The organism is Nostoc commune NIES-4072 (assembly GCF_003113895.1).
Classification (GTDB): domain Bacteria; phylum Cyanobacteriota; class Cyanobacteriia; order Cyanobacteriales; family Nostocaceae; genus Nostoc; species Nostoc commune.
Genome location: NZ_BDUD01000001.1, coordinates 6,067,173 through 6,094,125, shown reverse-complemented (window position 1 = coordinate 6,094,125; position 26,953 = coordinate 6,067,173). Strand labels below are relative to the sequence as shown.

The following is a 26,953-nucleotide window of genomic DNA, read 5'->3' as shown; positions in this document are numbered from 1 at the left end:
ATTATTTATAGAGATTCTAACTCTTCAACAATAAATTGTTCACTTGGACAGTGGAAATTACGTAACCAATGTTCCCTTGTCATCCCCTCAGCAGATAGATTATCAAAAACTAGTCCTAATACTTCTACTCCATAGTGAGTTCCATTTTCGGTAATTGATTCATTGGGATTCCAGCGATCGCTAGTTATAAAAACTTCATTTCGTCTTTTGGTTCTAAGCTGAATAATCTTACCCTCAATGCTATTTTTTGCTAACCATTGCATGACTGCCTTGGCACATTTATCACATTCAAGTAAAGGAAAGTTTACTATTATTCTGCCAATTGCTTGATAAACTTCCTGTTGTGATAACTGACTCACCCAGCCTCCCCATGATTCAGTAATTTACCAAGCGATCGCCTTTAACTCTACATTTAAGCTGTTCAGAACTGCGATCGCATTTCTTTTTTAGCGAGGGATGTCTACGACGCGCTACGGCTACGCCTTTGGCTGTAGATTTCAGTTTAGAATCACTGCAACAATTAGGTTATAAAGTGCGATCGCATTTGTAATTTACCAAGCGATCGCTGTTTTTGAATATTAAAGGGCGATCGCTCCTTCATCCTCCTCATCCCCCTACCGCCCCGAACACACCTTAACCGCATCAGGATGGCTAGCCAAATAACCCTTAAGCCAACTGCAACCCTGTGCTAATAAATCATCAAGATTCAGATTCCACAATTTGATGGTGTTGTCACGACTGGCGGAAGCTAAAGTTTTGCCATCCGGGCTGAAGACGACGCTTGTGACATAATTACTATGCCCTCTGAGAGTGGTAATTTCTTTGCCCGTGTCGAGATTCCATAATTTAATCGTCTTGTCATTACTGGCGAAAGCTAAAGTTTTTCCATCTGGGCTGAAGACAACGCTGCTATGCCCTCTGAAAGTGGTAATTTCTTTGCCGAAACAGCACAAGCAAATCCCTCAGTTTGCAACTGCTGCATTACCTGCACCCGCAAGCTAGATTTCCCCATCTGCCGGGAATTGAGTACATAACAAAAATCCCCAGCCTTCAAGCCTTCATAGAGGTCATGGTCAGCTTGCCGTCTAACATAAGTTGGTGCATTTTGAGGCAGACTACCACCGACTTGATACTGGTACTGGGTCATAAACAATTCAAAATTCAAAATTCAAAATTCAAAATTATGAAATACAAATTTGGTAAGGTATGTTAGCACGGAGACTACGAACTACGGACTAAATAAGCTAGGTGTTTTAACACTTTTACAACAGTATGTAGGTCATCTCCACGATTGAGCGACAGTGTGTAAGATAATGCATATCTTGGTGTATCCTGTTTCGTCAACTTAATAAATTGAAATTCTCGACCATTGGTTACGAAACCAAACGTAGGTTTATCATTACCAGGATTAGCCAACATATAAGCTAATGCTTGAGAAATTGCTACCTCCAAAGAATATTCTGCTCGTTTCGCCTCAATAACGAGAACCCAAAATGGAGGATGAAACACCAAGATATCAATACGTCCTCTAATAACTGTGCCTTCGTCTTCAGAAGAAATTCTGACCTCTTCTTCCGATGCGATATAAAAAGGCGGTTGATAAAAACCTGCTAGACGTAATAGTGGAGATAGCACCACCATTTTGACTACAGGTTCTAAAATTTGGTAGCGGGATAAATGCAAATATTCTGCTTTGACTTCGTTGAGAGATTGCTTTTCTAAGTCACTCAACTCAGGTAAATCTTGCTGCCACTCTAAAAAAAACTGTTCGTTGTCTGCACGTTGTAGCCCAAATTGATCTATGAGTTGGGCTAGGGTGATATCTTTTCCTTGAAGAAATTGAACCATTGTTAATCCTTTTTGTTAAATGGTAATTGGAGATAAAAGTCCTATTGCACTCCTAATGTACTTTCTTAATTTTTAATTCCCAAGCGATGCCTGCGGCGGGCTACGCCTACGCCCAAAATATTGACGATACAATTTACACAATGGCACCACTTCATTGCCTTGAAACTTAACTAACCCCATACTGCGGAGTTTAAACGCTTTAGTTGTGCCTACATCCACGGGACGATTTGCCATCATCACTTGTTTAACCGCAGCTAGCAATTCTGCATCCTCTTGCAAATTCAGCCAATGGCGGCGCAGATGGTCACTATAAGGCCCTTCTTGAGTTGCCGCGATTTTTTGCAGATTTTCCAGCGTCATCCTACCACGGGCAATTTCATAAAGCGCCACCCGCACTAAATAAGGATGGCCACCCACCAGTGTCATTAATTCTTCAATTTGTGAGTTAGACCAATTGAGTCTGTGACGTTGTACTAAGTTTTGTATTTGTGTTTGATTTAAGTCTGGCAATTCAATGGGTAAGCCGACATTAAAAGGCGACTGATTAATGTTGAGTGGAATATAAACTTCCTTAGAATGCACAATCACCAACCGGAGATTTTTCCAAACTGTCTCATTCTTTGACCGTTCATGCCAAGCTCGTAGTAATCCAAAAAAATCAGCCGCAATTATGGGATGCTTGAAGACTTCATCGACTTCATCCAAACCTATAGCTACGGGGCTATTAATGGCGGGTAATAAATACCGTTGAAAGTAATTTGTACATTTATTCTTACTACCTAAAACACCCTTCCAATATTCGTCTAACTTATCGGGTAGATTCAGTTCGTAGGTAATGCTGGCGCAGAACCACTGCAAAAATTGATCTAAATTAGCGAGAAATTCTGCATCGGCTGACTGGAAATTTACAGGTGCTGTCTGATAGCCATGTTGACTAGCATGATGGAGAACCCGCGACATGAGCGAAGTTTTGCCCATCTGCCGGGGAGCTTTGATGCGAATTAACGCCCCTGGTTGAAGAATCGCTTCATAACAGTCTACCTCAATAGGCGATCGCTCTACATAGAAAGCAGAGTTTAGAGATACCTGCCCTTCTGGATTTTCTAAGGAGACTGCTGTTTTTATCTCGATATCTGGAATCGTTTCGTTAGCAGAGATAGCACCTTGGCGATTGTTCCGACTTTTCAGCACTGGGGTAGAAGACTCTGGAATACTTTCTAAATCAATAGCGCTACAGCCAAACTCATAGGCATCCTCATAAGACCTATCAGCACCCAGTGCATCATAAAAGCCTACCGCAAATTTAATCGCTGCCTTATCCCCAATTGCCCGATTCATCCCAACTACGCAGTTAATGTGTTGGTAAATTGCTTCAGCTTGCACTTCGCTATAACAGGCATTTAATAAGATACACTCAATTTTGTCTTTAAATAACTTAAATAGCCTTGCCAGTATCAAGTAGTTTTCATCGATAGCAGCGATTAATCCGAAAATTAGGAACACTTTTTCCTAATTATTTATCAATGCTAAAAATAGTATTTTAGTACACTTTATAACCAAGCAATTATAAGAAAAATATGTTGATTGATAGTATCAATTAGTAGCGTAAGCGTAGCCCGTTCTAGACATAGCTCTCCATTTTTGTTCAAAAGCGAAGCAAGTAATTTAATTCAAAGGCTGGAAGAACTGATCATGGGAAGATGGCAATTATTTTGAAAAAAAGTATAATCACTTACTGGATGATACGCCAAAAACCTTCTCTAATGGAGTGTCGATAATGACATTAGCAACAACTCCACAAACAAAGCCTTTAACAAAAGAAGAATTACGTAAGATCAACGCCTACTGGCGTGCAGCGAACTATCTTTCGGTTGGGCAGATATATCTACTCGACAATCCGCTACTGAGAGAACCGCTAAAGCTGGAACATGTCAAACCCAGGCTTTTGGGTCACTGGGGAACAACACCAGGGCTTAACTTAATCTATGCTCACCTGAATCGGGTCATCAAAAAATATGACCTAAACACGATCTATATTGCTGGCCCTGGTCATGGAGGCCCTGGACTGGTAGCCAACACCTATCTGGAAGGCACTTACACTAAGTATTATCACAACATCTCCCAGGATGCTGAAGGAATCCAAAAACTCTTCAAACAATTCTCTTTTCCTGGTGGGATTCCCAGCCACGTTGCACCGGAAACTCCTGGTTCCATCCATGAAGGGGGGGAACTAGGTTATGCCCTCGTCCATGCTTTCGGTGCTGCCTTTGATAACCCTGACTTAATTGTTGCTGCTGTTGTCGGTGACGGTGAAGCTGAGACAGGTGCTTTAGCAACTAGCTGGCATTCCAACAAGTTTCTTAACCCTGTGCATGATGGGGCTGTACTGCCGATCCTCCACTTGAATGGGTATAAAATTGCTAACCCAACAGTACTGGCACGGATTAGCCATGAGGAATTAGAAAGCTTATTTGTCGGCTACGGCTACAAGCCCTATTTTGTCGAAGGCGACGATCCCGCAGATGTCCACCAGCAGATGGCGGCGACTTTAGATATAGCGATCGCCGAAATTCAAAGTATCCAAAGAGAAGCCCGCGTACACGGTTTCACCAAACGTCCCCAGTGGCCAATGATTGTCTTGAAAACCCCTAAAGGTTGGACAGGGCCCAAGGAAGTTGATGGGAAAAAAACTGAAGGTTTTTGGCGATCGCACCAAGTTCCCTTGAGCAACATAGCTAAACAGCCAGAACATCTGAAACTACTAGAAGATTGGATGAAGAGTTACAACCCAGAAGAACTCTTCGACGCTAACGGTACACTAATTCCCGAATTAGCAGAACTAGCTCCCAAAGGGCATCGGCGCATGGGTGACAATCCCCACGCTAACGGCGGTCTTTTGCTTTGCGACCTGAAGATGCCCGACTTTCAAAAGTATGCTGTAGATGTTCTCAAACCAGGGCAAGCGATCGCTGAAGCTACCCAAGTTGCCGGAATTTTCCTGCGGGATATCATGCAACTTAACCAAGAAAGCCGCAATTTCCGCATCGTTGGCCCTGATGAAACGGTATCAAATCGCTTAGGCGCTGTGCTAGAAGTTACAGACCGGGATTGGGCTGCCCAGATTCTCCCGGAAGATGACCACCTTTCCCCCGATGGTCGGGTGATGGAAATTCTCAGCGAAACTAATTGTCAAGGATGGTTAGAAGGCTACCTCCTCACAGGACGCCACGGGTTTTTCTCTTGCTATGAGGCGTTTATTCACATCATTGACTCAATGTTCAATCAGCACGCCAAATGGCTGAAAACGACTAGAGATATTCCCTGGCGTAAACCAATTGCTTCCCTCAATTATCTACTCACCTCCCATGTTTGGCGGCAAGACCACAACGGTTTCTCCCACCAAGACCCTGGTTTTATTGACCATGTAGTTAATAAAAAAGCAGAGATCGTTCGTGTATATTTACCCCCCGATGCCAATACTTTGCTATCAGTAACTGACCATTGTTTAAGAAGCCGCAACTATGTCAACGTTATCGTTGCCGGAAAGCAACCAGCATTGCAATACCTAAATATGGATGCTGCTATCAAGCATTGCACCAAAGGCATCGGTATTTGGGAATGGGCAAGTAACGACCAAGACGGTGAACCAGATGTAGTGATGGCTTGTGCTGGGGATATTCCCACCTTAGAAACTTTAGCGGCTGTGGACATTCTGCGTCAGCACTTTCCTGAGTTAAAGGTGCGGGTAGTAAACGTAGTCGATTTGATGACACTACAGCCAAAAAGCGAACACCCCCACGGTTTGAGTGAAAAAGACTTTGACACGATTTTCACCACTGATAAACACATTATCTTTGCATTTCATGGCTATCCTTGGCTGATTCATCGCTTAACCTATCGCCATACCAATCACGATCAGTTGCATGTGCGTGGCTACAAGGAAGAAGGAACCACCACCACTCCCTTTGATATGGTTGTGCTTAACGAACTTGATCGCTTCCATTTAGTGATGGACGTAATTGATCGCGTACCAAAACTAGGATATAGGGCAGCTTATGTCAAACAGCAGTTGCAAGATAAGCTGATCGAACACAAACATTACATTGAGAAGTATGGCGACGATATGCCAGAAATTCGTGACTGGAAGTGGCCCTATTAAACCAATTCGCAATTCGCAATTCGCAATTCGCAATTCGCAATTCGCAATTCGCAATTACGTTTTGTGACGGGGATTTAGACCCCGACACAAAACGTGCTGCCTATCTTGCTGGGGACTTAAACCCCCAAAGTTCGTTAACTAATTACTAATTCGTAATTCGTAATTCGTAGTGAAGAATTCTTTACTACGAATTATTTTAACCTTTCATGGTTAGCGCTAAGATAGCTATGTATTTTTTGGAAGTATAATATGGCTCAGAATTTTTATGTAAATCCAGTATCCGGCAAAGATACTAACCTTGGTAGCCAACAAGCCCCATTCAAAACTATTACGCAAGCCCTTAAAGTATCTACAGATAACACCAAGATTCAACTAGCAGAAGGTAATTACAATACTGCTAGCGGTGAAGCCTTTCCGCTAACGGTTCCATCTGGGGTGACAGTGGTGGGTAATGAAACCAATAAAGGCAATGGTATTTTAATTGAAGGGAGTGGTAGCTATTTGAGCCGTACTTTTGCTGCTCAGAATGTCACATTTGTACTACTCGATAAAGCCGAACTGCGGGGAGTGACTGTAACAAATTTAGCTAGCCGTGGTAGTGGTGTCTGGATTGAATCAACTGCCCCTACTGTTGCCAATAACACCTTCACCAACTGTAAACGGGAAGGAGTATTTACTACAGGTGAGGCTAATCCAGTTATTCTAGGTAATGTGTTCAGTGAGAATGCAGCCAATGGAATTGCGATCGCTAAAAATTCCAAAGGTCAAATTCAAGATAATACCTGCTTAAAAACAGGTTTTGGCATTGCCATTAGTGATACTGCATCACCCACCCTTCGAGATAACAAAACTTACGAAAACCGTTCTGGAATTGTCATCTCTGGCAGCGCTCGTCCTGTATTGCGTAACAATGTCTGCGAAAATAACACTGACGATGGTATCACAGTAATCGGAACTGCCTTACCAGATATCGGCAGTACCAATAACTTAGGAGGCAATACTTTACGCAATAACGGTAAATTTAATTTGCAAAATGCCAGTTCCAACAAGCTGGTTTCTGTGGGAAATAAAATAGATACGTCTAAAGTCACAGGAAACGTAGAGTTTGCAGATAATTCGGTTCCGACGCCCACACCAACACCTACTCCCACTCCCATTCCCACTCCAACACCAACACCAACACCGACACCGACACCGACACCGACACCAACACCAACGCCAACACCTACTCCCACTCCCATTCCCATTCCAATACCAACTCCTACCCCAACACCAACTCCCACTCCCACTCCGACACCAACTCCCACGCCTACTATAGAATTAACCGATATTAAAAATCATTGGGCAGGTGGCTTTATTCGGGAATTAGTCAAGTTAGGGATAGTTAATGGTTTTCCAGATCGCACATTTAAACCAGATGCTACGATGACACGGGCACAATATGCAGCATTACTGGTAAAAGCTTTCAATCCACCCCCAAGCCGCCCCGCGATTAAATTCAAAGATGTACCAGCAGACTTCTGGGCATCGAAAGTAATTCAGCAGGCATATCAAGGTTCATTTCTCTCTGGTTTTCCTGACAATACCTTTGCCCCCAACAAAAATATCCAGCGCGTGCAAGTAATTGTTTCCTTGGTGAATGGATTGGGGTTATCTGCTGATAGTACAACCGTTACCAAAACTTTTGATGACCAAGCAAAGATTCCTGAATATGCTAAGGATGAGGTAGTAAAAGCTATAGACAAGGGGATTATCGTCAATCACCCGAACGTCAAACAACTCAATCCTACCCGCGATGCTACACGCGCTGAGGTGACGGTGATGGTATACCAAGCTTTGGTAGACGCTGGCCGTGTAGCTGCGATTGACTCGCCTTATATTGTTGCTTAATTGGTAAACTAATTTATTTTGCAAAATTGCATGAGTTTTGTAGGGGCAATTGATTAATTATCCCTACAAAAAGGTGGTTTTTAGTTTCTACTCCAACGGAGGCAAATTATTCGGGTCAATACCCTGAGATTGCAAATAAGCAATCAGTCGTTCTTTTTGCTGGCGTTCTTGTTCGGCGCGTTGGTGTTCTTGTTCAGCACGTTGACGTTCTTGTTCGGCGCGTTGGCGTTCTTGTTCAATCTGTTCTACAGCCCACGGTAATAGATTACCAGCTTGATCCCACCAGCGCAACCAATAACCAGTGTGAGCTTCTTTTGTTCCTTGCCAAGTTCCCAAAAATAAGCCCATTACATCAATCCAATGACGGCCATTTTCGTCAGGTTGCTTTAACTCATAACGTTTATTTTCCAGTTGATAATATTCCAATAAACCGCCATCTGGTTCAAAAATTATGTAAATGGGAATCTGCAAAATTTGCTCATAGAAAAACCATTTGCCTGGTGGATAACTTCGCTTTACCGAATATTCTCCACCCTCAGTATCCGATAGAAATTCGATGGCGATCGCTGGGATATCTCCTTCTAAATTGGGTGTATAACTTTTGCGATTACCCACAACTTGATTCACTAATGGTACATAAACCCAGTCAGGTGCTTTGGCAATAAATTGCCCGTTGACTGTCGCACAAAGACCAAAGTTAGAAGCTATCAACATTTGGGGTTGGATGAATCCACTGATTTCTAAGCTTTCACGCAAAGCACCAGCCAAAAGTGGCTGACCTGTATTCTCCACTGGTTCATCCTCTAGTTTAAAATCCTTGGGTAAGGCTTCCCAAGAGATTACCAGTTCAGTTTGGGATTTGGCTTCACTGAGTTGGGTTGCCATAAACACAGTATGAATTTATTTTTCATCTTATCGCTTCTAGGACGGTATGAAGGCGATACCAGTCTGTGGGTGATAAAGTAGCAAAATATGCTAATATCTGCACTTTTTCCTCCTATTCCTTGGTAGCAAACCATTGTAGTGGCAAAAATTTCATAATATTTGTTACACTTTTTAAAGTTTTTAATTCTGGTATATCTGGTTTTAGTTGCTCTGCGATCGCTAAATTTTGTTCAGCTTGTACAGGTTGAAAATTATATAAATAAACAAAAGCTAAATAAATCCATGTATAAGGATTTTGAGCATCATATTTAGTTAATTCTTTCAAATTTTGGATTAATTCTGGGACTTGGCGCTGTAAAAGTTGTGATAATACTAAGGTGTAACGCCAATTTAAGTTATTTGGCTCTGTTTGCAGATAATAATTAGCTACGAAATCAATTTGTTTTAAATAATCTTGAGTAGGATCGTATTGATTGAAATGAGCTACTTGCACAAATATATTATTTATTTTACCCTGTTGTAACTCTTGGGCTAGCTGTGAAGTTCGGTTAACTAAATCTAAAGCTGGCGATTTTTCTACTGTTCCGACATTTGTCACATCTACAGTAATATCTGGAATATTTAAAGATGTGGTTTTGTTGTTTCTTCTATCTAAATATAGTGCTGATAGCTGATATTTACCTAGTGGTAGTGTTTTAGGAATAAATGTAGCTAAGGCTTCTTTCACCCGGAAAGTTCCTTCAGGATGACATTTGATGCCACAGTATAAATTACCCAAGCCAATGCCATGATCGTGATACCAAGATGATTGGACATTTTGCCATCTTAACAGTAAGATACCATTCTGCAAATCATCCCATGAACCTGTTATTTCATAATTTACAGGGTTGTTTTTATCTAAAACTAATTGTTGAGAAATCGCTATTTTTTCTAGACTAATTACAGACTTGCTATTATTTATTTTTTCAACAATTACAGGAGGATTTTTGCAACCATATAATCGCATTTTATCTCCATGAGGTAATATCCAATTGCCCTGTAATTTTAAATCAGTAGAAGATTCGACTAAAGATTTTAATTTCCGTTTAGTCTCTCCACTTTCTCCAGGGTTATATGGTTCATTATCTCTAGTAATATACCAACAAAAATATTGTAAATCTTGCTCTACCTGAGATAATTTGGTTGTTAATTTTCTGCCGGATACGCGAAAATCTGCTAATGCCCCAAAATAATTTAAAGTATACTCATTTATCTGCGGTGTAGAAACAGGAATTACCCCTAAATTCGACCTTAAATATAAATTGGTTTCGGTAATTTTGTGTATCAGTTTGTCCAGAGGATATTCTTTAGCATCATTATTAGGTAAATGTCTACCACCCCATGCTTGAATTAGGGGTAATGGAAACAAATTATTTAGTAAAACTATGCAACTTAATACTAAAGTGGCTAATCTCAGTCTATCAAAATATATATTTTCAATTAAATTGAATAAATCCGCCAATATTAAACTAATTATCGGAAAACATGGCAGAATAAATCTAATGTCTTTATTTGTGCCTAAAGAACAAATTATATAGCTACTTACTAAGGTAACTAATAACCAAATTCGAGCCGATTTATGGAGATTTGCTGAAATTAAGTTAGTAGTAAATTTATATTTAATCAGATAAACCAATAAAATGCCAATACTCACACATAATATTGGTAAACCAACGGTTTCTGGGATCATTTGTGGATAGTATAGCCATCCAGCAATAGTTATGGGAGAAGGATCACCCTCTCTTTTTCCAACTTGGTTAGCGTTTAATGCCGATGTAATAATTGTTAACCAATTTAACCCATACCAAAAACTACAAATTAACCAAGCTATTATCAAAGATAAGCAAGCTTGAATTAGCTTAATAAATCTGCGTTTTCTAATAAAACTAATTAATGCCCAAATACTAGGAACTAAAATAAAAATAAAACCTGTAGGTTTAGCTAACAAGATTAAACCTATTCCAACGCCCAATAGAATAGTTAACCCCCATGATAAAAACCCAATATAACTATTTTTCCAAATCGTCAAAACTGTAAAAGTTACTGTAATAATTGCTGTCAAACCATAATCTATTAAATAATCTGTCCGAATAACTCCTAAAATAGGAAATAACACACAAAAGATACTGGCAGTTATGCTAGTTTTTCGGTTATTAAATAAAAAATTACCTAAATAATATACTGAAACTATAATCATCGCAGTATACAACAAGTTGACCAAACTTGCTTGGTCATATCCACGTCCAAACAACATCAAAAATGGGACAGTGCAAATATATACAAAAGGAGCGCGATAACTTGGAGTTAATTGCCACAGAGATAACCACCAATCTCCTGAGAAGATATTGAAGTTTTGAAAAATTCTATAATGATGTAATGCTGTAGCTAAATGTGCGCTTTGATCGTAGGCTGGAATCGAGTCATCTAAGAAAAACCAAACTCTATCTATAGCTAGTGCTATCAGCCAAATTATTAAAAGGATGATATAATCTTTTCGATGTTGAGAATGGTCAAAATCACTCATATTTGTTTGCTCAAGAACAAAGTTTAACCAATTATATAGGATTACTATTTGATTTTTGAACGAAATTAAGTATTGTAGAGTGTGTTAGAACGGAGTTCGTAACGCACTATGAACACGAGTTTGATGCCGTACTCTCTGTGCTAACACATCCTACGTATATTTTCTCCAAATCAAACCGGATTCCTATATATTTGTCATGTATCGCCGTTTCACTAACGATCGCCTAATAAGGTTGGCTTTTAAGACAGTCGCTACATTGATAGATTTTATTAAAAGTTATCACCAGAACCTGATATTACATTATTTTTGTTAGACTTTTACACCATCGTATTTATCTTAGTCTTGTTCAAAAATCAAAATAGAAATATAGGGTTGAAATAAATGAGAACTGCTGTAATTAATAAAGCGATACCTACGGTAAGCTACGCTAACGCATGATGGCGGATATGATCTTCAATAAAACTGGCAATAAAATAATAACTGTGGTCATAACCTTCTTGGTAACGCAACTTTAGCGGCTGGTTAACATCTGCACAAGCTTGCTCAAACACTTCAGGCATTAATTGTTCAGCTAAAAATTTATCAGCAGTGCCTTGGTCAATGAGAATCGAACTGTGATATCCTACTTTTTTGACTAATTCACTAGCATCATAAGCACGCCAGCTTTCTTGATTATTGCCAAGATAACCACTAAAAGCCTTTTGACCCCAAGGACAACGCATAGGTGCAGTGATAGGTGCAAAAGCTGATACTGATTTGTAAAGTTCTGGATTTCTCATTGCACAGACAAGCGCCCCATGTCCACCCATCGAATGACCGAAAATACCTTGTTTTTCAGGTTGCGTAGGGAAATTTGCGGTAATTAAAGCAGGTAATTCCTCGACGACGTAACTATACATTTGATAGTTTTTACGCCACGGTTCCTCTGTAGCATCAACATAAAAGCCTGCACCTGTGCCAAAGTCCCAGTGATCATCCTCACCTGCAATGCCAGTATTACGCGGACTTGTATCTGGTGCAACCAATATCAAACCGTACTCAGATGCAAAGCGCTGCACTCCCGACTTAACCATAAAATTCTCTTCCGTGGAACTTAACCCAGAGAGGAAATAGAGAATCGGCACAGGTTTTTGATTTGCTTGTGGTGGTTGATAGACAGCAAAGCGCATTTCACCGTTACAGGTTGAGGAGAAATGGCTATAAAAGCCGAGTTTGCCACCAAAGCTTTTATATTCGGAAATGAGGTTGAAGTTAGACATTGATTATTATCACTTTCCTGAGCGATCGCCAGAGAAAGATTATTTTACCGTGAACTACCTGGTAATTAACACGCTATAGTGAGCGTACAATATGCCGCAGTTGCAATCGCTTTGAGAATCGAAACCAAATTGCGATGGTTGGTTGGCGCTTCATCCCCTCTGCACTCGCTATGCCAACAGGATAACCAAACCAACACACAATTAAGCGGCTAGTAGGTTCATAAGCCAACAGCCATGTTTTTTCGTAGCGTACCAAGTCACTAATCCAAAATGGATCTAGGTTTTCCTCTTGGGCAACTTTAAAGATAAAATTAGCAAAAGCGATCGCATCTTCTTTGTGTTTTTTGATTCCCTTTGGTACATGAGTTTGAGCATATCGCCAAAATAAGGCAGTAAAATTTTTACCCAACGCCCGCGCAGTGCGTGGAAGTAGTTGGCGTACTTCCCCCAACCGTTTCCACTTCAGAGAATTAGCAAAGATGTTTACCTCTTTTGCTGAAAGTTGAGCTAACTTTTGTGCTTCATCGCAACTTAGCCCCAACTCTGCGCCAACGGTTTCTGGGTTAGCAAAGAAACGCTCTCTCAAATCGGTATTGGTGTAAAGTTGGGCTAAAACTTCCTGGGTTTGTGCTAACCCCATCTGGCATTACTCCTGCTAATTTCCCGTGCTTTTTGCAGTTCTTTTGTCAATTCTGCAAAGGGTGGCAAGTTTTCATCTCGTTCTAGGATAATCCCTTTAACTGGAACACGGGCAACAACTTCTTCCATCAGTTGCCAGACTTCCACTGGTGTGGATTGGGAATGGCTGTCAATTAATACACCATCATGCCAATGTCCACCAACAAAATGTAATTGTACGATGCGATCGCACGGTAATTGTTGCAAAAAGTCATGGACATCATAGCCGTAGTTCACAGCATTAGTGTGGAGATTCGTTATATCTAATAACAGTCCACAATCAGAACGTTCTACCACCTCGGCTAAAAATTGGGCTTCAGTCATTTCTGCACCTGGAAGCGTCACCATATAAGTGATATTTTCCAGAATCAGTGGTACATCAACCCAGCGATGAACTTCGGCAATATTGCGACAGACTACTTCCACAGCTTCTTGAGTATAAGGTAGCGGGGATAAATGCCCGATATCGACTCCACCCGCTTTTGTAAAGCAGATATGCTCACTCCACCAAGGCGGGTTGAGTTGCTTAATTAATGCTGCAAGTTTGCGTAAATAATCTGTATCCAAACCTTCAGCACTGCCTAACGAAAGATTAATCGCGTGGGGAATTATCGGGAAATGAGCAGCAAGCAGTTCTAACTCCTGCTGTTTTTGCCAAGATGCATCTAAATAGTGTTCAGCAACAATTTCCAAAAAGTCAACCTGCTGACGGTTGAGAAACAGATCACTTTTAAACGGTTCTCGAAAACCCAACCCCACGCCTAAACTAGGGAGATGAGAAAGCATTGCTCTTAACCTCCTCCACAGCCACCGCCACAGCCACCGCCACAACCACCACCGCATGAGGAGCCACTGTCAGAACCACTACTGCATGAGGAGCCACTGTCAGAACCACTACTGCATGAGGAGCTACAGCCAGAACTAGTACTGCATGAGGAGCTAGTGTCAGAACTACTACTGCGATAACTAGTACTATATGAGGGGCTACTGCTACTGCATGAAAAGCTACCGCATAAGCTACTAGACGAACTCTCTACTGTGGTAACTTTTCTAGAAAATGTTGGTGGAAAAAAGGCTTTGTAGTAGGAGTCATAAGAGGTTCCAGCTAGCGCCTCAACGCCAAAGAGTGCCACCAGTAAGTTGTAATCAAATACAGAAGGGATGTCATACTTTGCCTTCTGCTGCAATCGGGTAAATGTTTCTTGAAGTTGTTGCAGATACATTTTTCCCCGATGGCTGAGATGTGTACGCCTACTGACAAACCACAGCAAATAGATAATGGATAATACACCAATGGTGATTAATAAACCTGCGTTATAGCGCCCCTTACCCAAGGCGATGAGCAGCTTATAGCCCCCCAAGCTGAAAATAATCATCGCCCCAATCAAGCCAACTTTGATATTCCGTTCTTGCCACTGGGAAGCATACAACAATTGCTCATTTTGGAGTTTTTCTTCATAGGCATTGCTGTATGACTGGATACTCTCGGTTGCCAACCAAACAGATGTTTGAGCAGTGGAAGAAGAAGAGAATTTATCAAATACCTCACGCTCTATAGGCTGTAGGTGAGATACATCAGGATGATTTGGTACTTGGCTGATGGATTGTTCATTGACTTGCAAATAATCCCGAACAATCAAGTCAAATAAAGCTACATTGGCGATTCCTGTTTCTTGGGAACGCAAATAAGCGATTTCGTAAGGATCTGGTTCAGCAGGAATTAACGGCAGAGGCTGGTTTTTGGTTGGATCTTGCACTAGCTGCTGGCAAACTACCAAAGTTATCCCAATGACAAAGCAATAAAACAGTAAAAAATCTGGCCCATACATATCTGCAATTTGATTATGCAGTAATGCATTCATTGGCTTTACTCCTTTTTAGGGAATTACTGAAAGTAAGAGAAATTAAATGACTCAATGTTTGCAGCGTTTTTTAGAACATTTGGCTTTCTCAGGTTTGTCATCTACTTTACCACAAGATTGTAGCACACCCTAAAATTTATGCTTCGTCAGTGCCACTACTTACTCTGTCAATCAACCCTGCGACTAGGCAACTTAGCCCCGCACCTTTTACAAAACCCAGCATCTACATCATGGAAAGCCAAACCACAACCTAAACAAGCTGTTTCTACCTGATTAGCAGTTTTCACAACTCGCTTAATTAAATCCCCTACTTGCCAAGGAATCAGCGCAATTCCGGTGAAAATCATCAGTACTGTTAGCAAGCGCCCTAATTCAGAAATTGGAACAACATCGCCAAATCCCACAGTTGTCATTGTGACAACAGAGAAATAGAATGCATCCAAAAACGTACCATAATTTTGAGGATTAACCGGATGCTCTACTTGATAAATTAAGCCAGAATAAATAAAAACAATTGCAAATAATGTAAATAATATTCGCGCAAAAATCATTCCATCTTCGGTGCTGATAGTGGCGAATAGAAATTTCCTATCGATAAATCTGATTAATCGTAAAATCCGAAACCATCGCAGTAGGCGGATAAAGCTGATATCCACCATTCCTAGAAAGAAAGGCAAAATCGCCATTAAGTCAATAATCGAATAAAAGCTAAAAATATACTTAATTTTGTTTTCTGCACTCCACAAACGGAGTGAATATTCCACCGCAAAGATAATGACGATCGCACTATCGACTAAATGCAATTGAAACCGCACAGAATCAGGAATATTATAAGTTTCTGCCACAAAAATCCCTGATGATATTAGCACCATAGCGGCAAGCGTTAAATTAATTGCTTTACCTATTGGTGTTTCCAGGTCTTTTAAGTAGAATTCTGTTTCTTGTCTGCTCAGTAACATATTCGACCATCATTAACTAATCTTAATTCCCAGTTATAGCATTAGAAATACGATATTATTAATCATTATCCTTATGTTAACCTTAGCTTATATGAACCCAGAATATTTTATGCGTTTAGCTTTGGCAGAAGCAAAAAAAGGAGATGCGCCTTATGGTGCTGTAATTGTTAAAGATAACGAAGTCGTTGCCGTAGCTCATAACACTGTTAATAAAGACAACGATCCATCAGCCCATGCGGAAATTAATGTTATTCGTAGTTTAACAGCTAAACTTAAAAACCCTTCTTTAGAAGGTTATAGCATATATACAACTGGCGAACCTTGTCCGATGTGTGCAACTGCTTGTGTTTGGAGTGGTGTAGCAGAAATTGTATATGGTGCTTCAATTCAAGATTTAATTACTCTAAATCAATCACAAATTAATATATCTTGCGAAGAAGTGATCGCTAAGTCATTTAGAAACATCAAAGTTACCAAAGGCGTTTTAAAAAATGAATGCTTGGATTTATTTAAATAAGCGTGATGAATTACGAATTATTTAACTTGATTCATTCAAATAGGATAAATATGTATTTGCCCAAATCGCAGCTTGAGTGCGATCGCGCAAGTTTAATCTGTTTAAAATATTCGTAACATGATTTTTTACTGTCCCCTCAGAAATGTAGAGTTCCTGAGCAATTTCTCGGTTACTAGCACCTGTAGCAATTAACCGCAAAACCTCTTTTTCTCTAGGAGTAAGTTCAGCTAAACTAGACGGTACAGGCTGTGATTGGGTTGGTGTACCATTAGAAAACTGAGTTAACAGCTTTTTAACTATACCTGGGCCTAATTGAGTATATCCTTTATAAATGGCACGAATAGCAACAGCTAATTCTTCTGAGGGTGTATCTTTCAATAAATAACCCATTGCCCCATTTTGCAATGCTGCTGATACATACTCATCATCATCAAAAGTCGTCAGTACTAATATTTTAGTTTTGGCAAAACGTTTTTGAATTTCTCGTGTCGCTGCAACTCCATCCATAATGGGCATTCTGATATCTAGCAATACTACATCGGGCTGAAATTCAGCAACTAAATTAATAGCCTGTTCACCGTTTTCTGCTTCTCCTACTATCTCTAAATCTGGTTCTAATTCTAATAACGCTCTTAATCCTTGACGAATTAAACCTTGGTCATCTACTAACAGCACTTTAATCATTATGTCAACCTCGTTAAGGGAATATTAACTATAATTTTGCAACCAGAACCAGGAGCGCTACTAATATTAAACTCACCTCCAAGTGCTAAAGTGCGATCGCGCATACTATGAAGTCCAAAACCTGTAGTATTTTGCCCTAAGTCAAAACCTCTACCATTATCTTGAATTATCAATCGCAAATTGCCTCTATTCGTAGCCAGTTCTAGTTTAACCTCTGTGGCATCAGCATATTTAGATATATTTGTCAAAGATTCTTGAGTAATCCGGTAAATAGCGGTGTTTATTTCAGGTGGTAGAGGATATTCCAGGTTGATTTGATAAATTGGTAAAAGACCATTTGAGCGATGAAAGTTTTCTGAAAGACTAGCGATCGCCCGTTCTAAAGATTGTTCTTGTAAGGGATTTAAACGCATAGTAGAAACAGATTCGCGGACATCTTTTAGGGCTTTTGAACCTAATTCTTTTGCTGTTGCTAGAAATGTTTCAGCCTTACCTGGGTTAGCTTGCCATAATTTTAAAGCAGTTTCTAATTGCAGATTTAAAGCAGTTAGAGAATGTCCTAAAGAATCATGAATTTCACGAGCAATGCGGTTGCGTTCTTCTAAAGTAGCTTGATTTTCAATTTGCATGGCATATTGGCGCAGTTTTTCATTAGCGATCGCTAGCTTTTCTCTACTTTGCCGTTCAGACAATACTGCATTCATCATCAACAACACAAAAACCAAACTTAAGCCAAATACCAGTGACGAATTCAAAATCAAAAATCGATATCGCTCTTGTGCTTGTGGCGATGCTTGAAAATTGAATAATTGATATTTTAGTTGTGTAGTAAGTAAAAATAAGGCAAATGACAAAATTGTAACGAATAAACGCCCATTTAGCTGAAAAATTAGGCAACTACGAGTCACTAAAATTATATATAGAAAGGGAAACAACCGAGCAAATCTCTCTCCAAAAAGCCCAATTATTAAAATCAATAAAATTTCAATGCCTGTGTAGATTGCCTTATTTTTATGGTTATTCCTGGGTAATCTTAAGCCCATTACTGCAAAAACAATCAGACTATAAATTGATAGTTCTGGTAATATGCTACAAACTGACAAATCTGGAAATGCCCCACAAATTGATATTTCTGGAGGCTTAGGACGAAAATGCTTTAATGGAGGTGGTATAAAGGCTGTCAATGCGGTGATTGCCAGTAATGTCCACTCTAGATAAAGTAGAGACGGAAAAGGATGTTTTTTAATTTGAATTAGATGACTCATTAGCCACATTGCTCCAGTTAAAAATGAGTTAAAAGTTAAGAGGTTGAAGTTAATAATTGATTTTTTCGGGTATTTTAGCGATAGCCTTTACTATTTAAAAATTTCGCTGGATGAAGAACTAAGAGTGAATTTAGACTATAAGTACATTATGTAATAAGCTAAACAATGATTGATAAATTAATCATAATCAAAAATTTTATTATTCCTAGCTCTCACTCTTTATTGTCAATCATGTTTGTTGAAATTCAATCATGACTAAAGTCATGGGTAAAACCATGACTTTCTCCTCATGTGATTACTAAAGAGAAATTCTTATGATAATGGCATCCAACCAGGAAAAACCCACCAGACAAGTAATGAAATTCAAAGCATTATCGCTAGTCGCTGGAGCCATCGCTCTCACTTTAACTGCTACTTCCTTTGCTGTTAATGCCCAAACAGCTTCTCCTTCACCCGTGTTACTTGCACAAACTCCACAAAAAGAAAGGGGCCCTTGGAAAGAATTGGGTCTAACAGATGCCCAAAAAACCCAAATCCAAGCAATTAAGCGCGATAGCCGCACCAAAATGGAGGCAGTTTTCACCCCAGAACAAAAGGCCAAGTTAGAGGCGGCGAAACAAGCACGTCGGGCTGAGTGGCAAGCGCGTAAGGCTCAGGGGCAAACAGGTCAAGGTCAACGGCAACCAGGTCAACGTCGAGGAAAAGGTGGTTATGGTGACTTAAATCTGAGCGAAGCACAGAAAACCCAAATCCGACAAATCCGGGAATCTGAAAAACAACAGATTCAAGCAGTGTTGACCCCCGAACAGCGCCAAAAAATAGAGCAATTCCGTCAAAATGCTCCTTCGCGTCGTCAATAAGGTAATCCCCAATAAGGGACAAAATATCCCATTGCTTTAGGGGGAGAGAAAGTCGTAGTGAAGCCCAGAAATTGGATAATTTATTTTTTGGAGTTTCCTAATTAGGACTTACGCACTGTACAAAATAACTATCTTGTGCATCAACCTAAATACGTTGTTTCGGGCTTTTATCAATCACCTTTGATTGAGTGCGTAGGCGTAGCCCGCCGCAGGCATCGCTAAAATCTCATTGAAAAATCTAGCTATCAGCCTTGAAAACTCTACCTGTTATTTTGGCTTTTCTGTCAATGCGTAAGTTCTACTAATAATTTTTCAAAAAATAGCTAACTTGACTTATGTCTAAGCATTGTTTTCCATAATCAAAAATTAATAGACTTCTTGCAGAAGATGCGGAAAGGGGATGAAATTTTTCTCCTTTCCCTTTCCCTATTTATCGAAACAGAATTTAGGAGTCAGCCCCTGTGGGTAAGTCAAAAGTCAAAAGCTGAAAGTCAGAATTCAGAATAAATTTTGTGCGACTGGCGGATAGCGCAGGGTCTTGCACCAGAGCATCAAGATTGGTGGCTCCTGAATTATGAATTCTGAATTCTTCTCCAATCCATGCTCAATTTAGTAGACTTTCAAGCTGGTTATGAGTTATGAGTTAATTCAAAACTCCTAGCTTGATAAAATGTCTAAAGAATTCGCAATTGGTAGTAAAGTCCGGGTTGTGGCACTACCGCCCTACGTCAAAACTGCTGAACCCATGCCCATGCTACGCCCGCCCGATGTAATTCACATTGGCGAAGAGGGTATAGTCATTGACCGCAGACCTGGTGGATATTGGGGTATTCGCTTTACTAGGGGAGCCTTTCTCTTAGATAGCCAATACATCGAAAGCACTGATACCCCACCCGAATCTCATTTAGAATGAGATTAGCAGCAACCAAGAATTGTAAACTTGTGTAAAGTTGTAATTCTGGTTTGCACCATGATTTCCCGCCGCACTTTTTTAAGCATATTATTTGCCAGCTGTATTTCTCTCATCAGCTGGCTGAATTTTACCCCTGTTGCTAACGCTCTTGGTGGTAAACTTCCTGCAATTAATCAACCCGCACCAGAGTTTACTTTGCCAACCAATACAGGTAATGGCAAAATTTCCCTCTCTGACTTGCGCGGTAAGTGGCTAGTTCTCTACTTTTATCCTAAAGACTTCACGTCCGGTTGTACTATAGAGGCTCGCCGTTTTCAGCAAGACTTACCCCAATATCTCGAAAAAAATGCCCAGATTATTGGCGTAAGTGCTGATGATATTGATTCTCACGCCGAATTTTGTGATTCAGAGGGACTAAAATTCCCACTGTTGGCTGACACTGATGGTTCAGTGAGTAAAGCTTACGGTTCGTGGCTCGGCTCCTTATCTATGCGCCACAGTTTTATCATCGATCCTCAGGGCGTCTTGCGCGAGACTTTTGTCAAAGTCAACCCAAATATTCATAGTTCAGAAGTGCTGGCACGATTAGAAAAATTACAGTCTACACCCTGGCTGTCTAATCAGTATTTAGGAGTTTGAGACTCAAGTACAGTACGAAGTTCCTGAGTAAGACAGTGGGGGGTTTGAATCCCCCACTTTCTTGTTCTGATACCAATTCACTAAAATTATGAAACAGTTGTAAACCTTGAAAGGCAAGTATCTCTAAAATTTTAATTGCGTTAGTGTCTCCAAGAGTTGCTCATTGCGTAGCTTGCTTCTCGCCTTTGGCTTTGCTTCTGAATTTTTACACTGGCGATAAGCCGGGGATATCATAGCAGTAGAATAAGTTAATTCTGCGCTTTGGTAATTGATATCAATTGTTCGTAATCCTTTGGTGTATCAATATCGATACAGCAATTCTCATTTTGAAAATAAAAGAAGATAAAGTCCTCTTGTTTACATAGAGAAATTCTGTCTAATTATGATTTATTTGAAAGATAATCATGATAATTAGTTGAAGAGAAACAATTTTAAAATTCTGCCCATGAAAAATAGATTTCAACTTATAAATATAGCTGAAATTCCAACCTATTTTGTAAATTCTCTCAATTAATAATCTTTACCTCCTCTCAAATTTTGACATTTTTAACTAGAATTTCCTTTTGTGAGCGGGATATATTCGGTAAGAATAAATAAGAAAAACTCCGACCAACTTTTAAACCAAATAAATTTTAATAAGGTACGAATATCATTAAAAAAACTAGTCCGAGTTGCTAATAACTCACGAACTTTTTGATAAGTATAATTAACTAAATCTAAAACAGTATGGAATAAAAAAGCTAGTAAATTTAAAGACAATAAGAATTCGCACAGATGATTTTGACCATGACCAAAGTTATGCTCTAAATTGTAACCGTGATTTTTTAGAACGTTATTACCTTCATTCTCAACTTTCCATCTACTGCGTCCAGCTTTGACAATTTCTTCAACATTGTCGCCAGTGATTTTATGATTAGTTATCCAATTATTTTTGTAGATGATTTTCTGGGTTTTCTCATTAATAACAGTCACTTCACACCAATTAGCTTCGAGACTTGAATCTCCATCTCTTAAGGGAACTCTAGAAGCATAACGATAACGATAAATTAGATTTTTTCGCCCATCCCATTGTTTCTTTTCAAGAGTTGTAACGTCTCCACTTCTTTCTAAAAATTCTAGCCATTCATATAACGTTTTATGTGACGTTTCTAGGCAAACAAAAATAAAATTATAACCTTGTTTTAGTGCTAATTGACAAATAGGTTGGCGAGAATACAAGTCATCCCCTAAAAGGGTTACAGGATAACCATACTTATTTTGATGATTATTATTTAACCATCTTTTAACAGCTGCATTTTCACAATCTTCTTTTTGATGTCCATCTTGCTTTTTAATAAATTCTGGCTCTAAATTAATTACTTGTTTTTGATTAGGAGAAACTATAACAGGTGTGACACAGCCATGAAAATAAGTTGTAGTTCCGTTTCGATGATTACGACAATTACAATGAGGGCAATTAATTTTCTTAGATGCAAAATATTCTGTGCCATCTAAAGCTACTAAAATTTCTCCATCTAAGTAGAGAAACTTTTTTAAAACTCCCTTTGACTCTAACCATTGATATACTTTTTGAAAGGTCAAAAAAATAGTAGTCGCTGGAACCGGATCTAATAAATTTCTTATTTGGTTATCGCTAGGAATTGCCTCAATTGAAAATAAACTTTCAGCATTATCTTTCCCCTTATTGCTATTCATTAAACGTTGATGCTCTAAAAAAGATGGTGACTGAGTAAAAAAGACTGAAAACGCAGCCATCACTGCATCTTCTACCTGATATTTAGTATTATTTCCGGGTTTCCTTTCCAGAGGGTAAGTCATGTAATGATGACCGTAAAAATTGCATTAATTCATGAATTTCTAGGGTCGCCGTTTTTTGAGCCATCTTGGATTAATTTGACGCGAGATGTGGATTTTTAACTTACCAATTTTACCTGAGATGACAACAGTTATAAATTTTTATTTCGCTTGAGTTCTCTTTTCTCAAAACAGAACTTTTTTCTGGATTTCCTTTTCGTTGTCAGCCAATTCCCGCAAATGAACTGAGTATTTATACTTAATCAATTGGTCAGCACAATTCGCAATTCGCAATTCGCAATTCGCAATTAAAGCCCACGGATAAATCCGGGGGCTTGAACCAAGCAAAGTTTAAAATTTATCTATCCATAAATAAATTTAGGGGCTTGTACCATCAAGGAATAATTGGTCAAATTGTTTTTTTAGCGATCGCTTCCCTCGCCACAAGCATCGCCTTTCCCAGAAAAATAGTTATTTTGTACTATATTTTGAATTTCTAGATGGGGGTTAATACTCTATTTATTTCAAAATGAGAATTGCTGGTATTTTTTAGACCATCCGCACATACCCCCTGATAATAATTTAGCTGAACGAACGTTACGTTTAGCAGTCACAAAACGAAAAGTTAGTGGTGGTTCCCGTTCTCTGGAGCGGTTTCAAGATACTGCCAATTTATTGACGGTTATTCAAACTTGTCGTCGTCAAGGACGTTCTGTAATTGACTTTTTTGAGCAAGCTATTAAAGCGATGGTTAACTCTGCTGTGCAGACCCCATCTTTAATCCCTCTAGCTTAGACCTGAATCCTTACGATCGTTGCTCCTACTGTGCTGAGAATCATCAATTGACCTAATTTGCGGCGTCTTAGGGCAAACCTCATCTGTTTACTCCACTCTCTTTTTGTTGGTAATAATATTGAGTAATTCTTTTGATTTCAATTCTTTATATAAATGACATTGTTAACAGAATACAATTTCATTTTGTTATCGTCTCTCTATCAGAAGATTTATGCCATAAGTCTCATTTATAGTTGTCATCATGTTCTTAATTTTTGTCTAATTTCCCGCTAACTGTAGATGCTTATACCCACGAAAGCCAGCTATTAAAATTCCCCGCCTCTTTAGAGACAGGGAGCTTCAATAAGCTGACATTCCACAATAATTATTTGTTTAGCATTACTGAAATGCCTTTGTGGACGCTGGCAAAACTTTTTTCTATCACGAAGGAATGGCTAGTGATAGATGTTTTTTCAGCTTACTTGCAAACAACTACTAATTAGACACTCAGACAATAAACCCATATTTTCTCAATACAGTCTTAGCTTGACTGCCAGATAAAAACTGGACAAATTGTTTGGCAGCAGAAATATTTTTACTGCTTTTAATTACTACTACTGGATAGACAATCGGTGAGTGAAGTTTTTCATCAGCAGTGACTACGACTTTTACCTTGTTGGAAGTTTTGGCATCAGTGGCATAAACTATGCCTGCTTGGGCATTACCACTTTCTACTGCTGCCAAGACTTGACGCACATTGTTACCAAAGACAAATTTTGATTTAAGCTGATCATAAAGTTTCAAATTCTTTAAAACTTCCTCTCCATATTGCCCTGCGGGTACACTTCTGGGTTCACCGATCGCAATTTTATTAATTCTGCTACTTATTAAATTGGAGAAACTACTGATACCAACAACATCCTGAGCCACAATCAAGACTAGACTGTTATTTGCCAGGTTAGTACGGCTACCTGGTAGCAACAATCCTTTTTGTTCTAAGGCATCCACCTGCTTTTGACCAGCAGAAATAAAGATATCCGCAGGCGCACCTTGCTCAATCTGTTGCTGCAAAGCACCAGAAGCCCCAAAGTTATAACTAATGTTGATATTTGATTTACTTTGTTGGTACAAAGGCTTAATTTCTTCCAGCGCATCTTTTAAGCTAGAAGCTGCGGACACGGTTATGTTGGTGCTTGATTGTGCTACTACAGAAGAAGGAGTAACCAATGGTAAACCAATTGCCAGGAGCAAGCCTGCAACTGCTATACCGAGAAAGCCAAGAATTTGTCTTCTTTTCATAGAAAAGGTGCAATATAGGTTGTTTCCAAAATTGATGCTAGGTAAAATCGTACCAGTAATACCAACTTTTAACCAACTTTATCGGTAAAATTCCTAAAAAAGAACAGGGTAAGTATTCTATCTTACAGTTAAAAACTTCTGAAATATCACGGTAAGCTAGTTGGAATTACAAGTGATTGTGTCATTGAAGAAGGAGTCAGAAGTCAGAATCCAGGAGTCAGAATCAATGTTCGTTGGGGATTCAGACCCCAACCAATTGTAGACACCGTGCAGACGATAGCGCAGCGTTAGCGACGCAGGAGCGTCTGGGGTTTTAAACCCGTTTATTCATCCACTAAATCGATTCAGAATTCAATTCTGAATTCTGGCGACTGACTCCTGAATTCTGTTTGATAAACTGTCAAATTAGCTGCTCAGTTTTTCGGGGTAAAATTTGCGATGACTGTAAATCTAAAGTCTTTAGAAAACCCAACCCATATAGCGGCCGATTCAAAAACCGCTTCTACCACTAAGAGAACCAGCTACGTTCCCTCGCAACATCGACGTATCCTTTGCATCTTTCCCAAGTACAGCCGCTCTTTTGGTACTTTTCATCACGCCTACCCACTCATGGGTAATGTCCGGGCTTTTATGCCACCCCAAGGTATTTTAATTGTAGCTGCTTACTTACCTAAAGAATGGGAAGTGCGGTTTATTGATGAGAATGTCAAATCAGCAACGAGAGCTGATTACCAATGGTGTGATGTGGTGATTGTGAGTGGAATGCATATCCAAAAACCACAGATTAATCAAATTAATGAACTTGCCCATCGAGCGGGCAAAATTACAGTTGTTGGTGGCCCCTCGGTATCTGGGTGTCCAGAATATTATCCTGAGTTTGATATTTTACATTTGGGTGAATTGGGAGATGCAAGCGATCGCATAATCGAGTATCTAGACCAAAACTTGGAACGTCCTCAAGCGCAAATTCGCTTTGAAACCAAGGAACGTTTACCTTTAACAGAGTTTCCCACACCAGCTTATCATTTGCTGAATATTAATGATTATTTCCTGGCAAATGTGCAGTTTTCTAGTGGTTGCCCTTATCGCTGCGAGTTTTGTGATATTCCAGAACTCTACGGCAACAGTCCCCGCATGAAAACACCAGAGCAAGTGGTCGCAGAGTTAGATGCAATGCGACAATCTGGCAATCTGGGGGCAGTGTATTTTGTTGATGATAACTTTGTTGGCGATCGCCGCGCCGCTATGAAGTTGCTTCCTCATCTGATTGACTGGCAAAAACGCAATGGCTACCCCATCCAGTTTGCCTGTGAAGCAACGCTCAATTTAGCTCAAAGTCCAAAACTGCTGGAAATGATGCGCGAAGCCTATTTTTGCACAATCTTTTGCGGTATTGAAACACCAGAACCAGATGCTCTCCACGCCATTTCTAAAGACCAAAATCTGAGTATGCCAATCTTAAAAGCAATTCAGGTTTTAAATAGCTATGGTATGGAAGTAGTATCAGGAATCATCATCGGGTTAGATACAGATACACCAGAAACAGCAGACCGAATTCTCGAATTTATTCGGGCATCCCAAATTCCTATGTTGACAATTAACCTACTTCATGCATTGCCAAGAACTCCTTTATGGCGGAGGTTAGAAGCAGAAGGACGGCTTGTGTTTGATGAAAGCCGCGAATCAAATGTTGAGTTTTTGATGCCCTACGAGCAAGTTGTTGAGATGTGGCGGCGCTGCATTACAACTGCTTATGAGCCAGAATTTTTATATCAACGGTTTGCCTACAACATAGAACACACCTATCCAAACCGCATCGAAGTACCTAACAGTCCAGCTCGTACCTCTGGGGCTAATATTCGCAAAGGTTTAACTTATTTAGTCAATATTTTGCTGCGAGTAGGCATATTTAGTAACTATCGTCAAACTTTTTGGAAAATGGCAAAGCCAGCATTAAAAGCAGGTAATATTGAAAACTTGATTCACGTTGGACTTGTCGGACATCATTTGATTAAGTTTGCTCAAGATTGTGCCAAAAACGAAGAATCAGCTTCGTTTTATTCTCAAAAAATCCTGACTAAAGTTCGTAGTTAATAAGCTAAAAG

At 39.6% G+C, this 26,953-nt stretch carries 22 protein-coding genes and 2 pseudogenes; 8 read left to right on the top strand and 16 right to left on the bottom strand.

Features of this window, described 5'->3' with window-relative positions; all coding sequences use genetic code 11:
- Positions 1 to 5: 5 nt before the first annotated feature.
- From CDC33_RS27110 to CDC33_RS27090, 5 genes are all read right to left on the bottom strand, one after another.
- A complete protein-coding gene (locus CDC33_RS27110) occupies positions 6 to 359 on the bottom strand; it encodes a papain fold toxin domain-containing protein (RefSeq protein WP_109011554.1) in 354 nt (117 codons plus the stop codon).
- A 255-nt stretch (positions 360 to 614) separates the two neighbouring features.
- Positions 615 to 953, bottom strand: a complete 339-nt coding sequence (locus tag CDC33_RS27105) for a WD40 repeat domain-containing protein (RefSeq protein WP_109011553.1) — start codon at positions 951 to 953, stop codon at positions 615 to 617.
- Positions 875 to 1,147: a hypothetical protein gene (locus CDC33_RS27100; protein WP_244919363.1), complete on the bottom strand. Its 273-nt coding sequence runs from the start codon at positions 1,145 to 1,147 to the stop codon at positions 875 to 877. Before CDC33_RS27100 ends, CDC33_RS27105 begins: the two co-directional genes overlap by 79 nt.
- A gap of 74 nt (positions 1,148 to 1,221) precedes the next feature.
- Positions 1,222 to 1,848, bottom strand: a complete 627-nt coding sequence (locus CDC33_RS27095; protein WP_109011552.1) for a type I restriction endonuclease — start codon at positions 1,846 to 1,848, stop codon at positions 1,222 to 1,224.
- 72 nt (positions 1,849 to 1,920) lie between these two features.
- Positions 1,921 to 3,351, bottom strand: coding sequence for an AAA-like domain-containing protein (locus CDC33_RS27090; protein ID WP_109011551.1), 1,431 nt, complete (start codon positions 3,349 to 3,351; stop codon positions 1,921 to 1,923).
- A 274-nt stretch (positions 3,352 to 3,625) separates the two neighbouring features.
- Here CDC33_RS27090 and CDC33_RS27085 point away from each other — a divergent pair, with 274 nt between their 5' ends.
- Together CDC33_RS27085 and CDC33_RS27080 are read left to right on the top strand one after the other, a co-directional pair.
- Positions 3,626 to 6,007 (top strand): phosphoketolase family protein, encoded by a 2,382-nt coding sequence (locus CDC33_RS27085; protein WP_109011550.1) that lies wholly within the window; start codon positions 3,626 to 3,628, stop codon positions 6,005 to 6,007.
- A 249-nt stretch (positions 6,008 to 6,256) separates the two neighbouring features.
- Entirely contained in the window at positions 6,257 to 7,897 is a 1,641-nt protein-coding gene (locus CDC33_RS27080; protein ID WP_109011549.1) for a DUF1565 domain-containing protein, read from the top strand.
- 87 nt (positions 7,898 to 7,984) lie between these two features.
- Here the strand turns inward: CDC33_RS27080 and CDC33_RS27075 are convergent, their stop codons facing one another.
- From CDC33_RS27075 to CDC33_RS27045, 7 genes are all read right to left on the bottom strand, one after another.
- Complete coding sequence (locus tag CDC33_RS27075) at positions 7,985 to 8,782, bottom strand: Uma2 family endonuclease (RefSeq protein ID WP_109011548.1); 798 nt, start codon at positions 8,780 to 8,782, stop codon at positions 7,985 to 7,987.
- A 112-nt stretch (positions 8,783 to 8,894) separates the two neighbouring features.
- Positions 8,895 to 11,345: a hypothetical protein gene (locus tag CDC33_RS27070; protein WP_109011547.1), complete on the bottom strand. Its 2,451-nt coding sequence runs from the start codon at positions 11,343 to 11,345 to the stop codon at positions 8,895 to 8,897.
- A 422-nt stretch (positions 11,346 to 11,767) separates the two neighbouring features.
- Positions 11,768 to 12,604 carry an S-formylglutathione hydrolase gene (gene fghA / locus CDC33_RS27065; RefSeq protein ID WP_109011546.1) on the bottom strand — a complete coding sequence of 279 codons (837 nt, stop codon included), beginning with the start codon at positions 12,602 to 12,604 and terminating at the stop codon, positions 11,768 to 11,770.
- 73 nt (positions 12,605 to 12,677) lie between these two features.
- Complete coding sequence (locus tag CDC33_RS27060; RefSeq protein ID WP_109011545.1) at positions 12,678 to 13,244, bottom strand: SCO6045 C-terminal-like domain-containing protein; 567 nt, start codon at positions 13,242 to 13,244, stop codon at positions 12,678 to 12,680.
- Positions 13,235 to 14,125, bottom strand: a complete 891-nt coding sequence (locus tag CDC33_RS27055) for an MbnB/TglH/ChrH family RiPP precursor modification enzyme (RefSeq protein ID WP_244919362.1) — start codon at positions 14,123 to 14,125, stop codon at positions 13,235 to 13,237. The genes CDC33_RS27060 and CDC33_RS27055 overlap by 10 nt, the downstream gene beginning before the upstream one ends.
- On the bottom strand, positions 14,074 to 15,144 hold the full coding sequence (locus tag CDC33_RS27050) for a TIGR04222 domain-containing membrane protein (RefSeq protein ID WP_109011543.1): 1,071 nt from the start codon (positions 15,142 to 15,144) through the stop codon (positions 14,074 to 14,076). Before CDC33_RS27050 ends, CDC33_RS27055 begins: the two co-directional genes overlap by 52 nt.
- A 167-nt stretch (positions 15,145 to 15,311) precedes the next feature.
- Complete coding sequence (locus CDC33_RS27045; protein WP_109011542.1) at positions 15,312 to 16,103, bottom strand: ion transporter; 792 nt, start codon at positions 16,101 to 16,103, stop codon at positions 15,312 to 15,314.
- Between the two features lie 91 nt (positions 16,104 to 16,194).
- Between CDC33_RS27045 and CDC33_RS27040 the strand changes: the two genes are divergently transcribed.
- Positions 16,195 to 16,620 (top strand): nucleoside deaminase, encoded by a 426-nt coding sequence (locus CDC33_RS27040; protein ID WP_109012723.1) that lies wholly within the window; start codon positions 16,195 to 16,197, stop codon positions 16,618 to 16,620.
- A gap of 21 nt (positions 16,621 to 16,641) precedes the next feature.
- On the opposite strand, the gene CDC33_RS27035 is transcribed toward CDC33_RS27040, so the two are convergent.
- Positions 16,642 to 17,304, bottom strand: coding sequence for a response regulator (locus CDC33_RS27035; protein ID WP_109011541.1), 663 nt, complete (start codon positions 17,302 to 17,304; stop codon positions 16,642 to 16,644).
- The gene (locus CDC33_RS27030) at positions 17,304 to 18,569 is read right to left on the bottom strand and encodes a sensor histidine kinase (RefSeq protein WP_109011540.1); all 1,266 of its coding nucleotides are present in this window, start codon (positions 18,567 to 18,569) and stop codon (positions 17,304 to 17,306) included. The genes CDC33_RS27035 and CDC33_RS27030 overlap by 1 nt, the downstream gene beginning before the upstream one ends.
- Before the next feature lie 356 nt (positions 18,570 to 18,925).
- Here CDC33_RS27030 and CDC33_RS27025 point away from each other — a divergent pair, with 356 nt between their 5' ends.
- The 3 genes from CDC33_RS27025 (at position 18,926) to CDC33_RS27015 (ending at position 20,981) form a co-directional block, all read left to right on the top strand.
- A complete protein-coding gene (locus tag CDC33_RS27025) occupies positions 18,926 to 19,429 on the top strand; it encodes a Spy/CpxP family protein refolding chaperone (RefSeq protein ID WP_109012722.1) in 504 nt (167 codons plus the stop codon).
- Between the two features lie 670 nt (positions 19,430 to 20,099).
- Positions 20,100 to 20,342, top strand: coding sequence for a regulatory protein SipA (gene sipA, locus CDC33_RS27020; RefSeq protein ID WP_100900296.1), 243 nt, complete (start codon positions 20,100 to 20,102; stop codon positions 20,340 to 20,342).
- Between the two features lie 57 nt (positions 20,343 to 20,399).
- A complete protein-coding gene (locus tag CDC33_RS27015; RefSeq protein ID WP_109011539.1) occupies positions 20,400 to 20,981 on the top strand; it encodes a peroxiredoxin in 582 nt (193 codons plus the stop codon).
- Between the two features lie 632 nt (positions 20,982 to 21,613).
- Here CDC33_RS27015 and CDC33_RS27010 read toward each other — a convergent pair.
- A pseudogene (locus CDC33_RS27010) lies at positions 21,614 to 22,863 on the bottom strand (ISNCY family transposase).
- A gap of 443 nt (positions 22,864 to 23,306) precedes the next feature.
- Between CDC33_RS27010 and CDC33_RS27005 the strand changes: the two are divergent.
- A pseudogene (locus CDC33_RS27005) lies at positions 23,307 to 23,570 on the top strand (IS66 family transposase); the annotation flags it as partial.
- Positions 23,571 to 24,056: 486 nt separating this feature from the next.
- Here the strand turns inward: CDC33_RS27005 and modA are convergent.
- Positions 24,057 to 24,848: a molybdate ABC transporter substrate-binding protein gene (modA, locus tag CDC33_RS27000; RefSeq protein WP_109011538.1), complete on the bottom strand. Its 792-nt coding sequence runs from the start codon at positions 24,846 to 24,848 to the stop codon at positions 24,057 to 24,059.
- A 438-nt stretch (positions 24,849 to 25,286) separates the two neighbouring features.
- Between modA and CDC33_RS26995 the strand changes: the two genes are divergently transcribed.
- Positions 25,287 to 26,942, top strand: coding sequence for a B12-binding domain-containing radical SAM protein (locus tag CDC33_RS26995; RefSeq protein ID WP_109011537.1), 1,656 nt, complete (start codon positions 25,287 to 25,289; stop codon positions 26,940 to 26,942).
- Positions 26,943 to 26,953: the final 11 nt, after the last annotated feature.

Excerpts from the sequence above, each read along its gene's own strand:
- CDC33_RS27045 (WP_109011542.1), bottom strand. The coding sequence starts at position 16,103 with ATGTTACTGAGCAGACAAGAAACAGAATTCTACTTAAAAGACCTGGAA.
- CDC33_RS27095 (WP_109011552.1), bottom strand. The coding sequence starts at position 1,848 with ATGGTTCAATTTCTTCAAGGAAAAGATATCACCCTAGCCCAACTCATA.
- CDC33_RS27055 (WP_244919362.1), bottom strand. The coding sequence starts at position 14,125 with ATGCGGTGGTGGTTGTGGCGGTGGCTGTGGCGGTGGCTGTGGAGGAGG.
- fghA (WP_109011546.1), bottom strand. The coding sequence starts at position 12,604 with ATGTCTAACTTCAACCTCATTTCCGAATATAAAAGCTTTGGTGGCAAA.
- CDC33_RS27035 (WP_109011541.1), bottom strand. The coding sequence starts at position 17,304 with ATGATTAAAGTGCTGTTAGTAGATGACCAAGGTTTAATTCGTCAAGGA.
- modA (WP_109011538.1), bottom strand. The coding sequence starts at position 24,848 with ATGAAAAGAAGACAAATTCTTGGCTTTCTCGGTATAGCAGTTGCAGGC.
- CDC33_RS27050 (WP_109011543.1), bottom strand. The coding sequence starts at position 15,144 with ATGAATGCATTACTGCATAATCAAATTGCAGATATGTATGGGCCAGAT.
- CDC33_RS27015 (WP_109011539.1), top strand. The coding sequence starts at position 20,400 with ATGATTTCCCGCCGCACTTTTTTAAGCATATTATTTGCCAGCTGTATT.
- CDC33_RS27085 (WP_109011550.1), top strand. The coding sequence starts at position 3,626 with ATGACATTAGCAACAACTCCACAAACAAAGCCTTTAACAAAAGAAGAA.
- CDC33_RS27060 (WP_109011545.1), bottom strand. The coding sequence starts at position 13,244 with ATGGGGTTAGCACAAACCCAGGAAGTTTTAGCCCAACTTTACACCAAT.
- CDC33_RS27080 (WP_109011549.1), top strand. The coding sequence starts at position 6,257 with ATGGCTCAGAATTTTTATGTAAATCCAGTATCCGGCAAAGATACTAAC.
- CDC33_RS27075 (WP_109011548.1), bottom strand. The coding sequence starts at position 8,782 with ATGGCAACCCAACTCAGTGAAGCCAAATCCCAAACTGAACTGGTAATC.
- CDC33_RS27030 (WP_109011540.1), bottom strand. The coding sequence starts at position 18,569 with ATGAGTCATCTAATTCAAATTAAAAAACATCCTTTTCCGTCTCTACTT.
- sipA (WP_100900296.1), top strand. The coding sequence starts at position 20,100 with ATGTCTAAAGAATTCGCAATTGGTAGTAAAGTCCGGGTTGTGGCACTA.
- CDC33_RS27070 (WP_109011547.1), bottom strand. The coding sequence starts at position 11,345 with ATGAGTGATTTTGACCATTCTCAACATCGAAAAGATTATATCATCCTT.
- CDC33_RS27025 (WP_109012722.1), top strand. The coding sequence starts at position 18,926 with ATGAAATTCAAAGCATTATCGCTAGTCGCTGGAGCCATCGCTCTCACT.
- CDC33_RS26995 (WP_109011537.1), top strand. The coding sequence starts at position 25,287 with ATGACTGTAAATCTAAAGTCTTTAGAAAACCCAACCCATATAGCGGCC.
- CDC33_RS27100 (WP_244919363.1), bottom strand. The coding sequence starts at position 1,147 with ATGACCCAGTACCAGTATCAAGTCGGTGGTAGTCTGCCTCAAAATGCA.
- CDC33_RS27040 (WP_109012723.1), top strand. The coding sequence starts at position 16,195 with ATGAACCCAGAATATTTTATGCGTTTAGCTTTGGCAGAAGCAAAAAAA.